17 protein-coding genes and 1 pseudogene are annotated in these 19,202 nt (G+C 38.3%); 13 read left to right on the forward strand and 5 right to left on the reverse strand.

What is annotated here, in order from left to right; genetic code table 11:
* Positions 1–188 precede the first annotated feature (188 nt).
* Positions 189–359 (reverse strand): YqzM family protein, encoded by a 171-nt coding sequence (locus C9J36_RS05480; protein ID WP_082799124.1) that lies wholly within the window; start codon positions 357–359, stop codon positions 189–191.
* Between the two features lie 205 nt (positions 360–564).
* Here C9J36_RS05480 and holA point away from each other — a divergent pair, with 205 nt between their 5' ends.
* The gene (gene holA, locus C9J36_RS05485) at positions 565–1,578 is read left to right on the forward strand and encodes a DNA polymerase III subunit delta (protein WP_107942458.1); all 1,014 of its coding nucleotides are present in this window, start codon (positions 565–567) and stop codon (positions 1,576–1,578) included.
* Between the two features lie 287 nt (positions 1,579–1,865).
* Complete coding sequence (locus tag C9J36_RS05490) at positions 1,866–2,813, forward strand: c-type cytochrome (RefSeq protein WP_107942459.1); 948 nt, start codon at positions 1,866–1,868, stop codon at positions 2,811–2,813.
* Positions 2,814–2,953: 140 nt separating this feature from the next.
* Here the strand turns inward: C9J36_RS05490 and C9J36_RS05495 are convergent, their stop codons facing one another.
* The 3 genes from C9J36_RS05495 to rpsT form a co-directional block, all read right to left on the reverse strand.
* Positions 2,954–3,241, reverse strand: a complete 288-nt coding sequence (locus C9J36_RS05495) for a YesK family protein (protein WP_066171353.1) — start codon at positions 3,239–3,241, stop codon at positions 2,954–2,956.
* A 178-nt stretch (positions 3,242–3,419) separates the two neighbouring features.
* Complete coding sequence (locus C9J36_RS05500; RefSeq protein WP_066171350.1) at positions 3,420–4,115, reverse strand: response regulator transcription factor; 696 nt, start codon at positions 4,113–4,115, stop codon at positions 3,420–3,422.
* Positions 4,116–4,233: 118 nt separating this feature from the next.
* Positions 4,234–4,482 (reverse strand): 30S ribosomal protein S20, encoded by a 249-nt coding sequence (rpsT, locus tag C9J36_RS05505; RefSeq protein ID WP_066171347.1) that lies wholly within the window; start codon positions 4,480–4,482, stop codon positions 4,234–4,236.
* A gap of 165 nt (positions 4,483–4,647) precedes the next feature.
* On the opposite strand from rpsT, the gene gpr reads away from it, so the two are divergent.
* The 6 genes and pseudogenes from gpr (at position 4,648) to C9J36_RS05535 (ending at position 11,796) form a co-directional block, all read left to right on the forward strand.
* Positions 4,648–5,667, forward strand: coding sequence for a GPR endopeptidase (gene gpr / locus C9J36_RS05510; protein WP_066171342.1), 1,020 nt, complete (start codon positions 4,648–4,650; stop codon positions 5,665–5,667).
* A 53-nt stretch (positions 5,668–5,720) separates the two neighbouring features.
* On the forward strand, positions 5,721–6,545 hold the full coding sequence (gene spoIIP / locus C9J36_RS05515) for a stage II sporulation protein P (RefSeq protein ID WP_066171339.1): 825 nt from the start codon (positions 5,721–5,723) through the stop codon (positions 6,543–6,545).
* A gap of 292 nt (positions 6,546–6,837) precedes the next feature.
* Positions 6,838–8,406, forward strand: coding sequence for a glycoside hydrolase family 10-like protein (locus C9J36_RS05520; RefSeq protein ID WP_107942461.1), 1,569 nt, complete (start codon positions 6,838–6,840; stop codon positions 8,404–8,406).
* A gap of 416 nt (positions 8,407–8,822) precedes the next feature.
* On the forward strand, positions 8,823–10,652 hold the full coding sequence (gene lepA / locus C9J36_RS05525; protein ID WP_066171333.1) for a translation elongation factor 4: 1,830 nt from the start codon (positions 8,823–8,825) through the stop codon (positions 10,650–10,652).
* A gap of 139 nt (positions 10,653–10,791) precedes the next feature.
* A pseudogene (locus C9J36_RS05530) lies at positions 10,792–10,890 on the forward strand (peptidase E); the annotation flags it as partial.
* Positions 10,891–10,944: 54 nt separating this feature from the next.
* Positions 10,945–11,796 (forward strand): pentapeptide repeat-containing protein, encoded by an 852-nt coding sequence (locus tag C9J36_RS05535; RefSeq protein WP_107942462.1) that lies wholly within the window; start codon positions 10,945–10,947, stop codon positions 11,794–11,796.
* Positions 11,797–11,829: 33 nt separating this feature from the next.
* Here the strand turns inward: C9J36_RS05535 and C9J36_RS05540 are convergent, their stop codons facing one another.
* A complete protein-coding gene (locus C9J36_RS05540; protein WP_107942463.1) occupies positions 11,830–12,864 on the reverse strand; it encodes a YdcF family protein in 1,035 nt (344 codons plus the stop codon).
* Positions 12,865–13,034: 170 nt separating this feature from the next.
* Between C9J36_RS05540 and hemW the strand changes: the two genes are divergently transcribed.
* From hemW to dnaJ, 5 genes are all read left to right on the forward strand, one after another.
* Positions 13,035–14,174: a radical SAM family heme chaperone HemW gene (hemW, locus tag C9J36_RS05545; protein ID WP_107942464.1), complete on the forward strand. Its 1,140-nt coding sequence runs from the start codon at positions 13,035–13,037 to the stop codon at positions 14,172–14,174.
* Between the two features lie 201 nt (positions 14,175–14,375).
* Complete coding sequence (gene hrcA, locus C9J36_RS05550) at positions 14,376–15,395, forward strand: heat-inducible transcriptional repressor HrcA (protein WP_066164132.1); 1,020 nt, start codon at positions 14,376–14,378, stop codon at positions 15,393–15,395.
* Between the two features lie 23 nt (positions 15,396–15,418).
* Positions 15,419–15,964 carry a nucleotide exchange factor GrpE gene (gene grpE, locus C9J36_RS05555; RefSeq protein WP_107942465.1) on the forward strand — a complete coding sequence of 182 codons (546 nt, stop codon included), beginning with the start codon at positions 15,419–15,421 and terminating at the stop codon, positions 15,962–15,964.
* Between the two features lie 108 nt (positions 15,965–16,072).
* Positions 16,073–17,905 (forward strand): molecular chaperone DnaK, encoded by a 1,833-nt coding sequence (dnaK, locus tag C9J36_RS05560; protein WP_107942466.1) that lies wholly within the window; start codon positions 16,073–16,075, stop codon positions 17,903–17,905.
* Between the two features lie 164 nt (positions 17,906–18,069).
* Complete coding sequence (dnaJ, locus tag C9J36_RS05565) at positions 18,070–19,185, forward strand: molecular chaperone DnaJ (protein WP_107942467.1); 1,116 nt, start codon at positions 18,070–18,072, stop codon at positions 19,183–19,185.
* Positions 19,186–19,202 lie beyond the last annotated feature (17 nt).

Below are 19,202 nucleotides of genomic sequence, written 5' to 3' on the forward strand. Positions count from 1 at the left end.
TCATGAGATACAAATGAAAACACATTTTGATTTATTCATTTTAAAGCTAATAGCAAAGGCTTTAAAATCATTGTATGTATACTTTGGAAAATAAAATATATTAAACTAAACGGAAATTAATTCAACAAAAAAATTGTCCGAAAAGCATTGCGTTCGCATGCCTTTCAGACAATTTCTTTTTTCAAAAATTAGCGAGTAGCTACTTCTACAATCATTGCGATGATGAACATTATTGTAAATACCCCAAAAGGTACGACGAAGCCAATACCAGCATCGATAGCATCATTGCGTTGAGAAGCGCGACCGCGGCCTTCAAATGGGTTTTCTGTTACGTAATTTGGATCGTTATGACCTGCCATATATATCCCTCCTACTCTTTTTCAATTATAAGTCAAGCCATTGCAAAAATCCATATGCAATCGAACTTTCCTCGCCATAGTATGTGCTAAATTGTCGCAATTTTGTCGGTGCCAGGCACGCAAACAATTCTGACAATTTTGTGCGCCCCATTGCATGAAGAGAAATGTTATACTAGGAGCGATGAAGTAAAAGAGGGGTTTCGTGATGATTACAAAAATTTGGCAAGATATAAAAAAAGGGGATATTGCACCTGTTTATTTGATTGTTGGCGAGGAAACGTATTTTATAGATGAGACGATAAAACGTTTGAAGGAAGCGTTAAGCGAGCAGGAGGAAGTCGAGATGATTCCTTTTGATTTAGCTGAGCAGCCTGTAGATATTGTAATAGATGAAGCAGACACATTGCCTTTTTTTACAGACAAAAAATTGATTATTGCTAAAAATGCTTCTTTTTTAAAGGCGACAGAAAAAGGGAAGGAAAAAATAGAGCATGATTTAAAGCGTTTGGAAACTTGGTTGTCTTATCCTACCGATACCGCAGTAACTGTTTTTATAGCGCCGTATGAAAAGTTAGATGAACGTAAAAAAATAACAAAGTTAATGAAGGAGCATTCGGTTTTAATTGCGGCTGAAACACCGAAGGAGCAAGATTTGTATGTGTGGATTAAGCATGAAATCGAGGCTGCGGGAAAAGCGATTAAGGACGGAGCCGCAGTGAGATTAGTGGAAACGGTAGGTGCCAATATGTTGCAGCTAAAAATGGAGCTAGAAAAAATGGCGCTTTATTTAGGGCAAGAGCATGAAATAACGGAAGCGCTTGTGGAGGAGCTTGTCGCGAAAACTTTGGAGCATGATGCCTTTAAAATGTTGAATGCTTATTTAGGCAATCGACAGGCGGAGGCGTTAACGATTTATCATGATTTATTACGCCAAAAAGAGGAGCCAATTATGCTCGTTGGCTTGCTAGCTTCAAATATTCGTACAATGAGCCAGGCGTTTTATTTATTAACAAAAGGCTATCATCCACAGCAAATTGCTAAACAGCTAAAAGTCCATCCATATCGCATAAAAATGATACTTGAGCAGCGCAATCGCCCATCAGCGGAGCGATTATTACAGGCGCTCAACGCACTTGCTACTGTAGATTTACAATTAAAATCAGCAAGTAACAACCGAGCACGTATTTTAGAGCTATTTTTAATGAAACCTCTCCTTTAAAAGGAGGGGCTTTTTGATGAACTAGAAGATGAAAACTATAAAATTCAAATTTAAGAAAGCGATAGAGCTGTTTGAGAGATTATTTCGGAACAGCCGCTATAGTTTTCATCTAGAACTTTTCTCATAAACAATATTCTAATTATACAGATGGAATATGAAAATTTGATGAAAATAAAATATTGTTCTATATCATTCTTAGAATTTTGGCAATCTAATGGAAAACGATGCAAAAGCCATTTTTTCCTATTCCTTTCTAGTATGCTGTAGGTAAAGGAGGAGGAACGATTATGAGAATATTTCAAGTAGTATTAATAGGGCTTGGTATCATTATTTCAATTGGAATTGGTTCTTATGTTAATCAAAAGTTTGTTTCAGAAACACCAGAACCAATAGTGGAAACTCCCATACCAGTAAGTACAAATCAAGTAGCTACAGCAAGTAACTTATTTCCTAAAATTAGTATGGATGATGTGCCAGACAATAAAATGAAAGAAGATATTATTTATGGCTTTAATCTTTTTAACGAAACACATATTTATGCGGAAGAGAAGGTTGGGGCCAATTTGTCTTGTACAAGTTGTCACGCAGGGGCTGGTTTAGATGAAAATGTAGCATCCCTTGTAGGTGTAATGGCAGATTATCCAAAATATATCGCTCGCTCAGGTGATATTGTAACAATTGAAGAACGGATTAATGGCTGTATGGTTCGAAGCATGAATGGTGAAAAATTTGAAGTAAACAGTGATGAGCTTGAAGCAATGGTTGCCTATTTTAAATATATTTCTGAAGGTGTGACAATTGGTCAGGAACGACCATGGGCAAAATCAGCAGATATGAAAAAGGTGCCGACACCAAGCGTGACAGATGGGGAAAAGCTATATCAACAATCATGTGTTGCTTGTCATGCAGTAGATGGGACCGGAAATGGTGCGAACACAGGCCCGGCTTTATGGGGACCAGAATCATTTAATGATGGAGCAGGTTTAGGGCGTATGTCAAAAATGGCTGGCTATATTCAAGCATATATGCCTATAGGTGCGGCTGGCTCTCTATCTGATCAAGATGCAGCAGATTTAGCCGCTTATATTTTATCTCAAGACCGCCCAGAGTGGACGGGTCATGATAAAGATTGGCCACAAGGTGGAAAACCTTCTGATATTATGACGAAGGAGCGACGTGACCAAGTAAAAGATGGTACGATTAATTGGGAAGAAGTATTAGCAGATTTTAAATAAACTGACTCAAGGAGGCGTCCAAAAAGCTTTGTCTAACTGGCATTTTGGACGCTGACAATGGTGTTTTGGCAGTAAAGAAACGAAATTCTTCCTTTTCATGTACTTACAAAACAACTGACTTTTTTAACTTGCCACCCCAATTAATTTTGTTTGCCAAAAAAGTAACTTGTGACACTGTTTATAATACGACCTATTATTGTACCTACGAGAATAGAGGCCCCAATAAGCCCATAACCCATACCACTCCAACCACCTATAAACAAGCCGATAATAACAATACCTATGCTTATTATTAGTAGCCCATAAAAACTAATACTAAGATACTTATCTTTCTTCTCTGGAATAAATTTTTTCAAAAGTATCGATGCGACAACCAAAAGCACAGTTGCTCCGAACGCAATATAAATAAAAATTTCAAAACCTTCCATCAATCTAACCCCCTTACTGTATTCTATCACAGTAATATCTGTCAAAAAGCAACAAGGTTTACGAAAATAGACTTGCTTAAACATTATCGAAAATGTCTTAAAGGCAGGCGGTGCAATGCTTTTGGGACAATCGCCTTTTTATTAACATCAAAAGAGTACAGTATAAATTCAAGAAAGCTTATTTTATTTGATTGCCGTCAAGATATTTATAACCTAAGCCTCGAACAGTTATAATTCGAGTTGGATTTTTAGGGTCATTTTCAATTTTAAGTCTTAATTTTTTGATATGTGCATCAATAGTGCGGTCTAATACTTCTCGTTCAATATTTGGGTATAAATGTGTAATTAAATCCTCGCGAGAAAGGATAATATTAGGATGATTCATGAAATAATATAGCATCATAAACTCATGTTTTGTCAAACTGATTTGTTCACCATTTAGTAAAACCTCACCTTTTCGTGGTTTAATACAAAGCCCTTTATTTATTATTTTTTGACAAAATAATCCTGTTCTACGTAATACAGCTTCAATATGGGCAAGTAGTTCCTCTAAATTGATAGGTTTTACTAAATAGTCATCTGCGCCCATTTTTAAACCGTTAATTTTATCTTCTATAGTATGTTTGCTACTCATCATAATAATAGATATATCATGCATGTGATGATTTCTGACCCATTCGCAAAAAGCTTCTCCACTCATTCCAGGTAACAGTAAATCAAGTAAAATCATACATGGATAATCTGTATCTAGCTTTTCCATGGCTTCTTCAGCACTGTTTGCAATGGTAATATCATATTGATGATTTTGTAAAAAATCACTAACGATAGAGCACCATAATAAATCATCTTCTACAATTAAAATTTTTTGATTCATTTCAATCACCTTAAGTTAATAATAAAGTCTGTTCTGGAAAGAAATCGAATGATAAAAAATACCCCAAAAGTTAGATTTTTTCTAACCTTTGGGGTGCAGCATCATCATAATATATGACTTAAGCTTTTTTAGCTAAACGAGATTTTGTACGAGCAGCTGCGTTTTTGTGGATAAGACCTTTACCAACAGCAGTATCAACTGCTTTAGAAGCAGCAACTACTAATTCTTGTGCATTTTCAGCACCAGCAACTAAAGCTTGCTCAGCTTTTTTAACTGCAGTACGCATAGCAGATTTTGCTTGAGAGTTTGCTTCGTTTGCTTTTGCGTTAACTTTAACACGTTTAATAGCAGATTTAATATTTGGCATAACTTTCACCTCCTAAATATTAGGTACGAGATGAGTATCTTCTCACTTATTTCATGTGTCAATACAACAAAAATCATTCTACCAAACCCCAAGCTTAATTGCAATACATAAATGCAAAGAATATTTACTTGACAGTTTGACCACACTAAAAAATGAGGTGAAAATATGGAACAAGTAAATTGGGGTAGAACGGATTTAGTAGATGAAACAGATGAAGTGTTAACGTATGAATCCCAGCAACAGAAGGAAAGAACAGCGCGACAAAGCGGGGTTTTGATGGAGGAGCTGCGTGAGCAGCGCGTTGAGATTACGAAGGTAACTGTATCAAAAGAAGGAGAACAGCAGATTGGCAAAAAGCAAGGAACATATATAACACTATCGATTCCAACGCTTTACCCAAGTGATACGGATGGCTTTACACAATTGCAGCAAGTTTTGCAAAAATATATTGCCATGCTGTTAAAAGATATTCATTACCAATCTCCAAATAAAATACTTATTGTAGGGCTAGGTAATAAAACGATTACACCAGATGCAATTGGACCGATAGCAATTGATGAGTTACAAAGCGCATTTTCAGAAAATCCGAATGAACAGTTCATCATGTATGCGCCAGGGGTAACGGGGCAAACGGGCTTTGAAACGAGTGAATTTGTAAAAGCCTTAGCGGAAAAAATTAAGCCAGCTGCCGTTATTGTTATTGACGCACTTGCGACAAGGAGCAGTAAACGACTATGCCGTACGATTCAATTAACGGATACAGGCATTCATCCGGGTTCTGGTGTTGGCAATCAGCGTGCAGAAATATCAAAAGAGGTGCTTGGGATTCCTGTATTAGCTATCGGTATTCCAACTGTCGTGGAGGCGACTGTGCTAATAGCCGATGCAGTTGATATGGTATTTCGTTCGATAGCGGCGCGTATTAGCGAGCGTGAGAAGCCCTCTGGTAAACTTTCTGTAACAGGCTGGCGCTCAGATACGCAGAATGCCGATTTATCATTAGTGAAGCCGATTTTTGGTGAATGGTCGACATGGTCAATTGATGATAAAAGACAGTTATTTGAAGAAGCATTTCATGCACAGGAGCGCTTTATCGTCACACCAAAGGAAGTCGATATATGGCTTATGCAATATGCGCTATTAATTTCAAACAGTTTATTCCATTTAACTACAGCGGATTCATAAGTTCTAAACATTCTTCTCCTTCCATAGAGTAGTGGAAGGAGGGGATGCAAGCTATGAAAGTGATGCAACGCTTTTTTCTGCTGCTCTTTGTTTTATTTTTACTACCAATTATTATGGGACAGCTTCCTTTTCCGAATAACCATGTGGCTATAAAGGAAACTGAATCTGAATCTGTACCAGAAAAAAAGGTCGTTTATGCTGCTGCAACAACTATTAATCCTAGTCCTGTAAATGCCACGCCTAAACCTTTGGAAATTCTGTTTGTTTACACGCATTCTCATGAGGCATATAAGCCTGTTGTAGAAAGTAAAACAGGTATGCAGGCAGTGTATGATGAGCAAACGAATATTTTTACAATGCAACAGGCAATGCTTAATCATTTCCAATTAAATAATTTGCAAGGAACTGTGCTGGACGTTGATGTGATGAATGTAATGAAGCAGCAAGGGGCAGATTTTCACCAAGCATATCGAGTTGTGCGTCCGTATATTCAAGAGGAGCTGGCAACAAATTTATACGATTTAGTAATCGATTTTCATCGTGACGCAGTTGGAAGAAAGGTGACAACATTAGAAACACCTGAAATGAACTTTGCAAAAGTCGCGTTCGTTGTTGGGTTAGACCACCCAGGCTATGAAGGGAATTTGACGTATGCTGAAGCGCTGCATACAGCAATGAACAATATTGTACCCGGAATTTCAAGAGGTGTGATGAAAAAGTCTGGTGTAGGTGTAGATGGTGTGTATAATCAAGATTTATTTCATAAAATGCTGTTAGTAGAGCTTGGCGGCATTGATAATACCGAAGAAGAAATTTTGCGTACAGTAGCAGTATTGGCACAGGCTATTGCAAAAATTAATGCGAATGAGAAAATATAGTAAGAAGGCATATCGTCATACTGCTGAGGTAGATTATTTTATCAAGATTCAGCAATTTTTTCTATGAAGTTGGTTACCTCAAAGCAAATGATTCTGTTACACGCACACAATTTATAGCGATTATGTATTGAGCAATGTATATTATTAAAAAATAAAAATTCTGTCGAGAAAATAGTTAGTAGCTTTCTCGGCAGTTTTTTTGCATTTTCCCATCGCTGAAATGCTTGATATTCTAGCATGTATCTAGCACTTGTCGTATACTAAAATAGGAAAATAATCATGTGGAGGAATTATGAAAAGAAAACACAGTAAATGGAAATTTGTTAGTTTAGTCTTGATAATTTTTATTTTATGCCTATCAACAGTTGCTGTTAATCCAGTGTCAGCAAGCACTGAACAACCGAAGACGGAAATGCGTGCTGTCTGGATTTCAACAGTTCTTAACATTGATATGAAAGCGGGCATGACGAAGGAGCAATACATAGCTTGGGTACGTCAAACATTAGATAAATTAAAAGCAAGCAAGTTAAATACGGTTATTTATCAAGTAAGACCAACAAATGATGCGATGTATCCATCGAAGCTTGCACCGTGGTCTTCTTACATAACAGGGAAAAAGCAAGGAACAAATCCTGGTTACGACCCACTGGCGATTATGGTAGAGGAAGCACATAGACGGGGGATGGAGTTACATGCATGGATGAACCCGTATCGTGTCACAATGCCTAGCCAAAAATTATCAGACCTCGCTTCAAATAATGTGGCAAGAACAAATCCGGGCTGGGTTGTTAAATATGGTAAGCAATACTATCTAAATCCCGGTTTACCAGAAGTACAAAACTATTTAGTAGAAACAGTAAAAGAGCTAGTAGCCAATTACGATATTGATGCAGTTCATATGGATGATTATTTTTATCCATACAAAATTGCGAAAGAAGCCTTTCCAGACCAATCTGCCTATAAAAAATATGGCGGCTCCTTTAAAAAGGTGGAGGACTGGCGACGAGATAATGTCAATCAGCTTGTAAAAAAGCTATATATAGCTATTAAAGAGACAAAGCCATATGTACAGTTCGGTATTTCACCATTCGGTGTATGGCGTAATAAATCGGTAGATAAAACAGGAAGTGATACGAAAGCGGGCGTCAATAATTATGATGATTTATACGCGGACGTAAGAACATGGATTAAAAGTGGCACGATTGATTACATTGCACCACAAATTTATTGGTCAAGAACATTATCTGTTGCCAAATACGGAACGTTGTTAGATTGGTGGAGCCATGAAGTACAAACATATACAAAAACGCATCCCGTTCATCTATATATTGGACTTGCTGATTACAAGGTTGGCAATGATAGTGATGCAGCGTGGAAAAATAAAATGGAGCTACCAAATCAAATACTTGCTAATCGCTCAGAAAAAACAGCGGCTATGGGGCAAATGCATTTTTCTTTAAAAAGTATGGAAAGCAATAAATTAGGCTATGCAACGATTGTTAATCAGCAGCTATATAACTATACAGCATTGACACCGGGTACGGTTTGGGATAATACGACGGCGCCTGCCGAACCAACTTTTGTACAAGTGACGAAGGAAGCAAGAGGTCGTAAAATTGAAATTATAGATGAAAATGCGATACAGCCACGCAAATATGTAATCTATCGTTTTGTAGGAAACAGTGAAGGCTCCTATGATAATCCCAAAAACATAGTGGATGTTGTTTATAATATGAATGGTATTACCGCATTTGTGGATAAGACAGCTCTTGCTAAACATAGCTATACATATGGTATTACTGCTATATCTGCCACAGGTGTGGAAAGCAAAAATGCTTTTGTGGTGAAAGAAGGCAAATGACCAGCCTATTTTAGGCTCTTCATCTCGAATCACCCGCCCATTTGCAATGGATACAGGAATAGGTAAAAACTTTGGATGTTAACAAAGAAAAACTATCCTTCCTGTATTTTTTTATTTTGTTGCTTAATTCAGTAGATGCCTAAAGAGCTTCCTGTAAAAACATTATAATAACTAGGAGATAAACGTTATGTTGACTTAAAACCGCAGGCGTGAGAAATTCTACTTGTTTGCTCAAAAAAATCTGAACTAGTATTAGTTAAAGCACACACGAATATGTCTTATTTTACATAATCAAAAAACAATCTAAATGTGCTGAGTTGTTGATACAATCGCATTCCCATTTAGTCTAATGTTGTGCTTTATGTATTGTTCATAGTATAATTTAATATAGTTTACATTTAGGAGAGAACATATACATGAACCGAGAAGAACGTTTGAAACGACAACAGAATATCCGAAATTTCTCGATTATTGCCCATATCGACCATGGGAAATCGACATTAGCGGACCGACTTTTAGAATCAACACAAACAGTAACACAGCGCGAAATGAAGTCGCAGCTACTTGATTCTATGGACTTAGAGCGTGAGCGCGGCATCACGATTAAATTAAATGCTGTCCAATTAAAATATTTGGCGAAAGATGGAGAAACGTATACATTCCATTTAATTGATACACCGGGGCACGTCGATTTTACGTATGAAGTATCGCGTTCCTTAGCGGCATGTGAAGGAGCTATTTTAGTTGTTGATGCGGCGCAAGGGATTGAAGCGCAGACATTAGCAAATGTTTATTTAGCTTTGGATAATGACCTAGAAATTCTACCAGTTATTAATAAAATCGATTTGCCTGCTGCTGACCCAGAGCGCGTCAAGCAGGAAATTGAAGATGTTATTGGTTTAGATGCATCAGAGGCAGTTTTAGCATCAGCTAAGGCCGGTATTGGGATTCAGGATATTTTAGAGCAAGTTGTAGAAAAAGTGCCTGCGCCAGCGGGTGACCCTGAAGCGCCGTTGCAAGCCTTAATTTTTGACTCTGTTTATGATGCATATAAAGGTGTTATTATTTCAATCCGAATCGTGAATGGTACAGTGAAGCCTGGCGATAAAATCCGCATGATGGCTACTGGTGCAGAATTCGAGGTAATTGAAGTAGGGATTCATACACCAAAATCAGTGCCACAAGCAGAGTTAACAGTTGGGGATGTTGGTTATTTAACGGCTTCTATTAAAAATGTTCAAGATACACGTGTTGGTGATACGGTAACATTTGCAGGCAGTAAAGGCGCAACAGAAGCATTACCGGGCTACCGTAAATTAAACCCAATGGTATTCTGTGGCTTATATCCGATTGATACAGCAAAATATAATGATTTACGTGAGGCGTTGGAGAAATTAGAGTTAAATGACTCTGCATTACAGTATGAGCCAGAAACTTCACAAGCACTTGGCTTCGGCTTCCGCTGTGGCTTCTTAGGCTTACTGCATATGGAAATTATTCAAGAGCGCATCGAGCGTGAATTCAATATTGACTTGATTACAACAGCACCATCTGTTATTTATGAAGTATTTATGACGGATGACACGTCACTTCGTGTTGATAACCCATCGATGATGCCAGACCCACAAAAAATTGATCGCATCGAGGAGCCTTATGTAAAGGCGACAATTATGGTTCCGAATGATTATGTTGGCGCAGTAATGGAGCTATGTCAAATGAAGCGCGGTAATTTCATGGGCATGGATTATATCGATACGACACGCGTTAGCATTCAATATGAAATCCCACTTTCGGAAATTGTTTACGATTTCTTTGATTATTTAAAATCAAATACGAAAGGCTACGCATCATTTGACTATGAGCTTATTGGCTATAAGCCATCAAAGCTTGTAAAAATGGATATTTTATTAAACAGCGAACATGTCGATGCACTAAGCTTCATCGTCCACCGTGATTTTGCTTACGAGCGCGGTAAAGTAATTGTAGAAAAGCTGAAAGAATTAATTCCTAGACAGCAATTCGAAGTGCCTGTACAAGCGGCAATCGGACAAAAAATCGTCGCGCGTTCTACAATTAAAGCCATCCGCAAAAACGTTCTAGCAAAATGTTACGGTGGAGATATTTCTCGTAAACGCAAGCTTCTTGATAAACAAAAAGAAGGTAAAAAGCGCATGAAGCAAGTAGGTTCTGTAGAAGTTCCTCAGGAAGCATTCATGGCTGTGCTGAAGATGGACGACCAGAAATAACTAATAATCGAACATTTTACTATCGACAAAGTCTGCCAATTAATTTCTGTTATTGGCAGATTTTTTCTTGATTTAGTTAAACATTTTTCTTCAACTTGATAGAATTAGCTTAGGTGAAAATAAAGAGGAGGCATGCAAAATGAAACAAATAATTGCGATGGGTGGCGGTGGTTTTTCAATGGAGCCGAATAATCAGTTGCTAGACCAATATATTTTCAAGCAAAGTATGATAAGCAAATAACCGAAATAGAGCTTAAGCCAGCCTATCTAGGTGCTGAATGGGAGGAATAAAATGGAGAGTAAAGCAGCTGAAAATATTAGGGGAAATTTAAAAGCGGATTGTACGAAATGCTTTGGGCTGTGCTGTACAGCGCTTAATATTGTTGCATCGAGTGATTTCGCTATGAATAAGCCTGCTGAAACACCTTGTTCTAATTTGCAAAAAGATTTTCGTTGTAAAATACATAAAAATTTAAGGGCAGAAGGATTTAAAGGATGTACAGTATTCGATTGTTTAGGGGCTGGACAAAAAGTCTCTCAACATACGTTTGATGGACAAAGCTGGCAGGATTATCCTGAGGTTTCTCAAAAAATGTTCCGTGTATTTCCGATTATGCAACAACTTTATGAAATGATTGCCTTTGTGGCTGAAGCATTGACATATCCAATTTCACATTCAATGAGAAATCAGTTAGACAAACAGTTGGGCAAGTTGCAGAGCCTAACAAATATGGACGCTGACTACTTATTAGCATTAGATATTATCGGCTGTCGGCAACCAATCAATGAACTGCTTTTAGAAACAAGTAAGTATATCCGTAGTGAGCTAAGTTCAAACGTTTTTAAAATAAAAAAAGGAAAACAATGTCGAGGTATAGATTGGGTTGGCAAAAATCTGAAAGGGAAAGATTTAAGAACGACCGATTTAAGAGGAGCTTATTTAATTGCGGCAAATTTGCAGGATTCGGATTTAAGGGGCGCTGATTTTATTGGAGCCGATTTACGCGATGCCAATTTAAGAGGGGCGAATCTTTCTACGGCTATGTTTTTAACGCAAATGCAAATTAATTCAGCGCATGGTGACAATCGAACGAAATTACCAGCCCATATTCAGCCTCCATTGCACTGGCTGTCTGAAAAATAGCATAGTCGCTCATTTTCTAGACAGCCTTACTTGCTAATTTACTAAATAAATGAGTAATGATAATAATGCTGCAAAGAAGAAAACAATACTAATAATAATCAAATGACGTTTTTTGCCCATCACAACAATTGCAACATACTCGCGAATCATAGCATTCGGCCAATAGTAAAAGGCCGTTTTTGCGCCGATTCCTTGGCTGTTTAAACCTGCTTGCCGCGCATACAAGCCTGCTCGAAATAAATGAAAATTATTCGTAGTGAAAATGCTGTTATACTTAGGCTTTAATGAATCCATAATTCGCTTAGAAAAAAGCATATTTTCATACGTATTGACAGATTTATTTTCCTGCATAGTGTGCTCAAGCGGAATTCCTTTTTCGAGCGCATATTTTTGCATTGCCTCCGCCTCTGGAAGCCCTTCATTTGGACCTTGACCACCAGAAAAAATAATTATCGGAGGCGTTGTCACCTTAGCCTGTTTATGATAAAAATCAATTGCCTTATTAATCCTACTTGCCAAAAGTGGCGGTACTTTATCATTGATTAAACCGCTGCCTAATACGATAATGAAATCCTGGTGTAGGCGTGGGCGATTAAATTGATATAAAAAATAAGCAGATAGAAAGTTTGACACATGGAATAAAAAATACATAATAACAAAAGAAGTTGCTGCAAAGAATGGTTGAAATTCTAATGGAAATCGACCTGTTAAGTTGAATGACCCTATAATAAAATAGGCAACAATAGCAAGACCTAACAGCAATGTTAAGGAATTGGCAAAACGTCGCCCTTCTCTACGCATTAAAGTGCGGGCATTCAAAAATAATGCGACAGTGAAAGCTACTATTGCAAAAGGAATTAATAGGAGCAAGGCAGCGACAGGTATAATAATAGCGAGCTTCAATATATACTGCTCAGACGATAATGAGACCGCTAAGCAAAATGTTAAAAAAGTAATAAGGAAAAAGTTAAATAGAAAGCCATTGATTATTTTTCTAGGGTCTATTAAATATGAAATAAGAAAAATAATAAACAGGGAAAGCGGGATAATTCCGAGATATAAATACAAAGTGAGACACCTCCACCAATTATGATGAAGGCTAAAGAACAATTCGTCAATGCTCTATGTAATTCGCCGTAGCGTAATGAATCAGTTTTATCAGCGCTGTTTTTTCGTTATAATTGTAGGAACTCAAGTTGTAATTTGCACAACCGACTTAAAAAAGGGAAGTGATTTTAATGGCTAGAGGTGTTTATATTCATATTCCCTTCTGTCATCAAATTTGTCATTACTGTGATTTTAATAAAGTATTTTTTAAAAATCAGCCAGTAGATGAATATATTGAGGCACTTGGACAAGAAATAGCGATGGTTGTAGAGCAGCATCCAGAGGCATTTCAACAAATTGAAACGATTTTTTTAGGTGGAGGAACTCCAACCTCCTTATCTGCAACACAAATTAGTCGATTACTTGAAATTATTCGAAACTTTATCCCGATGCAATACGTAAAAGAGTTTACATCGGAAGCAAATCCAGACGAGTTGACGCGAGATAAGTTGCAAGCATTGTATGCTGGTGGTGTGAACCGATTAAGTATGGGTGTACAGTCCTTTGATGCCGAACTGTTAACGAAAATCGGACGTACACATAGCAATTCGCATGTATATGAGGCGATTAAAACAGCGAAGCAAGTAGGTTTTGACAACATAAGCATCGATTTAATGTATGGTCTACCTGGACAAACGATGGAGCAGTGGGAGCAAACATTGCAAGCAGCCTTAGCGCTGCAGCTACCACATTTTTCAGCCTATTCATTAATCGTTGAGCCAAAAACTGTCTTTTACATTCAATACGCAAAAGGCAAATTGCATTTACCGACACAAGACTTAGAGGCGGATATGTATGATATGTTATTGCGTGAAATGGAGGCAGCAGGCTTAGCGCAATATGAAATTAGCAATTTTGCACGTGATGGCTTTGCCTCTGTGCATAATAAAATTTATTGGGATAACGATGAGTATGCTGGCTTCGGTGCAGGCGCACATGGCTATTTGGCGGGGGTGCGTTATTCTAACCATGGTCCAATTAAGAAATATATTGAAACAGTGCAATCAGGTGTGCGTCCAATTATTCATGAGCATGTCGTTTCATTAGAAGAAAAAATGGAGGAGCAAATGTTTTTAGGTCTACGTAAAGTAGAAGGTGTAACATTTGAGTCATATGAAAGGAAAATGCATGAATCGATGCAAAAACGCTATGGTGACGTAATTAAGCAACTTGTGAAAGAAGGGCTTTTACAACAGGACGAGCATGGAATTCGTCTAACTCGAAAAGGGCGCTTTGTAGGCAACGAGGTATTCCAACAGTTTTTAGTTTGAAGATTGGAAGCATTAGCTATAAAAAACGCTTAAATGGAGGGCTACTCTATCTTGCAATAATAACAAATAACTGCCTCAAAATTACTTTTCAGACAGCGGCTTGTTAAATCGAGCGATATGGTTGACATCAATTTAGAGATTTGTTAATTTATTAGTAGTATTAGCACTCCATTAAAACGAGTGCTAACAGAGGTGATCAAAGTGCTAACAAATCGTCAGTTGCAAATTTTACAAGTAATTGTAGATGATTTTGTAACTTCTGCTCAGCCTGTTGGTTCACGTCAAATATCGAAGAGAGAGGGTATTATGTATAGCCCCGCAACGATTCGCAACGAAATGGCGGATCTTGAGGAGCTTGGCTTTTTAGAAAAAACCCATACTTCTTCAGGACGTGTGCCGTCTGAAAAGGGCTATCGTTTTTATGTCGATCATTTATTACAGCCTCATATGATTCGTGATGAAGAAATAAGTCAAATTCAATCTGTTTTCAATCACCGCATTGGTGAAATGGAGGAGCTTATTCGAGAATCAGCTAACATTTTGTCGGAATTAACGACATATACAGCGATTTTACTTGGTCCAGATGTGCAGCAGCATAAAGTGAGAAAATTTCAAATTGTGCCGCTCTCAGAGCAAACAGCTGTTGCAATCGTTGTAACAGACAATGGTCATGTGGAAAATCGTGTTCTAACTTTACCGCAGGGATTTAGTCCTTCGGATATTGAAAAAATGGTCAATATTTTAAATGACCGCTTAATCGGTGTGCCGCTGCATGAGCTACACATCAAACTCGAGGCTGAAGTGCTAAGCTTATTAAAGCAACATATTGCCGCAGCAGATTCAATCGTTCAATCATTAGTAGATGTTTCAATAAGTCAAAAAGAAGGAAAAATCTATTATGGTGGTAAAACGAATATGTTAAACCAGCCGGAGTTTCATGATTTGAATAAAATTCGTATGCTAATGGATTTGATGGATAAAGAAAGCCAACTGCAAACTTTATTCCAGCCAAATCAAGTAGGTATTCAAATTCGCATTGGCTCTGAAAATAATCTTTTAGCAATGGAAAACTGTAGTGTGATTACGACGGCCTTTTCAACTGGTGAAGAGCAACATGGTGCCATTGCGATTATCGGACCAACACGGATGGACTATCGACGTGTCGTCACTTTATTAGAGATGATGCGTAGCGGTCTAACGAGCGCCTTAACGAAACATTAGCAACGATTGAAGGAGGATATAGGGTGTCAGAAAAAGTGGAAAATCAAGAACTAGAGCAACAAATTGCTGAAGAGGTAGAGGTAGAGGTAGAGGAAGCCGCTACCCCACTAGATGAAAACGAGCAAAAAATCGCAGAGCTTGAAGCAAAATTGGCAGAGCAAGAGGATCGTTATTTACGATTGCGAGCTGACTATGACAATATGCTACGTCGCAATAAATTGGATAGAGAGGCGGCAGAAAAATTCCGTGCACAAAGCTTGTTAACGGATTTAATTGCTGTACTAGATAATTTAGAGCGTGCCCTACAAGTGGAAGTTACATCAGAAGAAGCGACGTCATTATATACAGGGGTTGAAATGGTGTACCGTCAATTCATAGAGGCAACAGCGAAAGAGGGATTAGAGGCAATTCCTGCTGAAGGGGAGCAATTTGATCCGAATTTCCATCAAGCTGTTATGCAAGAGCAGGATAGCGAGAAGGAATCGGGCATTGTTTTACGCGAGTTGCAAAAAGGCTATAAATTAAAAGACCGCGTATTAAGAGCGGCGATGGTTTCTGTAAACGAATAATTGATAACTTCATTTACAGCGCATAATTGTCAGTAAAACACTGCATATTCTATGCGTTCATAATAAATTAATTATACTTGTGTTTAATTATTAGGAGGAAAATTTCAAATGAGCAAAATTATCGGTATTGACTTAGGTACAACTAACTCTTGTGTATCTGTATTAGAAGGCGGAGAACCAAAAGTAATTCCAAACCCAGAAGGTAACCGTACATCACCATCTGTTGTGGCGTTTAAAAACGGTGAGCGTCAAGTTGGTGAAGTGGCAAAACGTCAATCTGTAACAAATCCAAACACAATTATGTCAATTAAATCAAAAATGGGAACTGCTGACAAAGTAACTATTGAGGACAATGATTATACACCGCAAGAAATTTCTGCGATGATTCTTCAATATTTAAAAGGCTATGCTGAAGATTACTTAGGTGAAAAGGTAACGAAGGCTGTTATTACAGTTCCTGCTTACTTCAATGATGCACAGCGTCAAGCAACAAAAGACGCTGGTAAAATTGCGGGACTTGAAGTAGAGCGTATCATTAATGAGCCTACAGCAGCAGCGCTTGCTTACGGTTTAGATAAACAAGATGAAGACCAAAAAGTACTAGTATTTGACCTTGGTGGTGGTACGTTTGACGTATCGATTCTTGAACTAGGCGATGGTGTATTCGAAGTATTAGCGACAGCGGGTGACAACAAGCTTGGTGGCGATGACTTCGACGACAAAATTATCGCTTTCCTAGTGGAAGAATTCAGAAAAGAAAATGCGATTGATTTATCAAAAGATAAAATGGCTATGCAACGTTTAAAAGATGCTGCTGAAAAAGCGAAAAAAGATTTGTCTGGTGTAACATCAACACAAATTTCATTACCATTCATCACAGCAGGTGCTGATGGCCCACTTCACTTAGAAGTAACATTAACTCGTGCGAAATTCGATGATTTAACTCGCGATTTAGTAGAGCGTACAATTATTCCAACACGTCAAGCATTATCTGATGCAGGTCTTTCAGCTTCTGAGCTAGATAAAGTAATTCTTGTTGGTGGTTCTACTCGTATTCCTGCTGTAGTGGAAGCAATTAAAAATGCAACAGGTAAAGAGCCACATAAAGGTGTAAACCCAGACGAAGTAGTAGCAATGGGGGCGGCTGTACAAGGCGGCGTTTTAACTGGTGATGTAAAAGATATCGTGTTATTAGACGTAACACCGCTATCATTAGGTATTGAAACAATGGGTGGCGTGTTTACAAAATTAATCGACCGCAACACAACGATTCCTACATCGAAATCACAAGTATTCTCTACAGCTGCGGACAACCAACCAGCAGTAGATATTCACGTATTACAAGGGGAACGCCCAATGGCAGCAGACAATAAAACATTAGGTCGCTTCCAACTAGCTGATATTCCACCAGCACCACGTGGCATTCCACAAATTGAAGTAACATTTGATATCGATAAAAACGGTATCGTATCTGTTAAAGCGAAAGATTTAGGCACGAATAAAGAACAAACAATTGTAATTCAATCTGACTCTGGCTTAACGGATGAAGAGGTTGAGCGTATGGTGAAAGACGCTGAAGCAAATGCTGAGGCAGATGCAAAGCGCAAGGAAGAAGCAGAGCTACGCAATGAAGCGGATCAACTTGTATTCCAAGTGGATAAAACAGTAACGGATTTAGGAGAGCAAATTTCTGAGGATGAGAAGAAATCTGTGGAAGACGCTCGCGATGAATTAAAGGCAGCTTTAGAAGCTGGCGAATTTGAAGAAATTAAAGCAGCGAAAGAAAAATTAGAAGGTATTTTACAACCGCTAGTTATGAAAGTTTATGAACAAGCTGCTGCAGCAGCTCAGGCTGCACAAGGTGATGCAGATGCAAACACAGACAAAAAAGATGACGGTGTTGTAGATGCTGACTTTGAAGAAGTAAAAGACGATAAATAATCGTAAAAAAAGCCAAAGACCGCTTGCGGCTTTGGCTTTTCACTGTTCAAAAACTGCCCCGTATGGATGGATGATTTTTTCATTTGCATAGTATAAATTTAGAGCAGTTTTTGTCGTCACATGGTAAAATAAACTTTATGCAAAAAAGATCGGAGTGTAATTAGATGAGTAAGCGCGATTATTATGAAGTGCTAGGCCTTGCAAAAGGTGCCAGTAAGGATGAGATAAAAAAAGCATATCGAAAACTGTCGAAGCAGTATCACCCAGACATTAATAAAGAGCCAGGTGCTGATGAAAAATTTAAAGAAATCGCAGAAGCATATGAAGTGTTATCTGATGAGCAGAAGAAAGCACGCTATGATCAGTTTGGTCATGAGGACCCGAATGCTGGCTTTGGCGGTGGCGGATTTAGCGGCGGCTTTGGCGGCTTCGAAGATATTTTTAGCTCATTTTTCGGTGGCGGTCGACGTCAAGATCCAAACGCACCGCGCAAAGGTGACGACCTGCAATATCGCATGAATATTAATTTTGAGGAAGCGGTATTTGGCAAGGAGGCAGAAATTGAAATTCCAAAAGATGAGCCTTGTGACACATGTCATGGCTCAGGGGCTAAACCGGGTACAACACCTCAAAAATGTTCTCAATGTAACGGGGCAGGGCAAATTAATCAAACAGTTGATACGCCATTAGGTCGCATGGTAAATAAGCGAAGCTGTCCAAGTTGCCGTGGCGCAGGTAAAATTATTGTAGATAAATGTACAACGTGTCGTGGTGCAGGTACAGTTCAAAAACGCAAGAAAATTAAAGTAACAATTCCTGCTGGCGTAGATGATGGACAGCAATTACGTGTTGCAGGTCAAGGGGAGCCAGGTGTTAACGGCGGTCCCGCGGGGGATTTATATATCGTGTTCTACGTGCGCAACCACGAATATTTTGAGCGTGATGGTGACGATATTTATTACGAATTAAAGCTAACATTCCCTCAAGCAGCATTAGGCGATGAAATTGAAGTGCCTACAGTCCATGGAAAAGTGAAGCTGAAAATTCCTGCGGGCACGCAATCTGGTGCACAATTCCGCATTAAGGACAAAGGAATTAAAAATGTGCATGGCTATGGAACAGGTCATCAATATGTCGTTGTAAAAGTGATTACACCAACAAAGTTGACAGAAAAGCAAAAGCAATTATTGCGTGATTTTGCAGAAATTAGCGGTGATATTCCAGAAGAACATGGTAGCTCCTTATGGGATCAGCTAAAGAAAAAATTTAAGGGTGAATAATTTTAAGAGGAGTGGTT

Source organism: Metasolibacillus fluoroglycofenilyticus, assembly GCF_003049645.1.
Classification (GTDB): domain Bacteria; phylum Bacillota; class Bacilli; order Bacillales_A; family Planococcaceae; genus Metasolibacillus; species Metasolibacillus fluoroglycofenilyticus.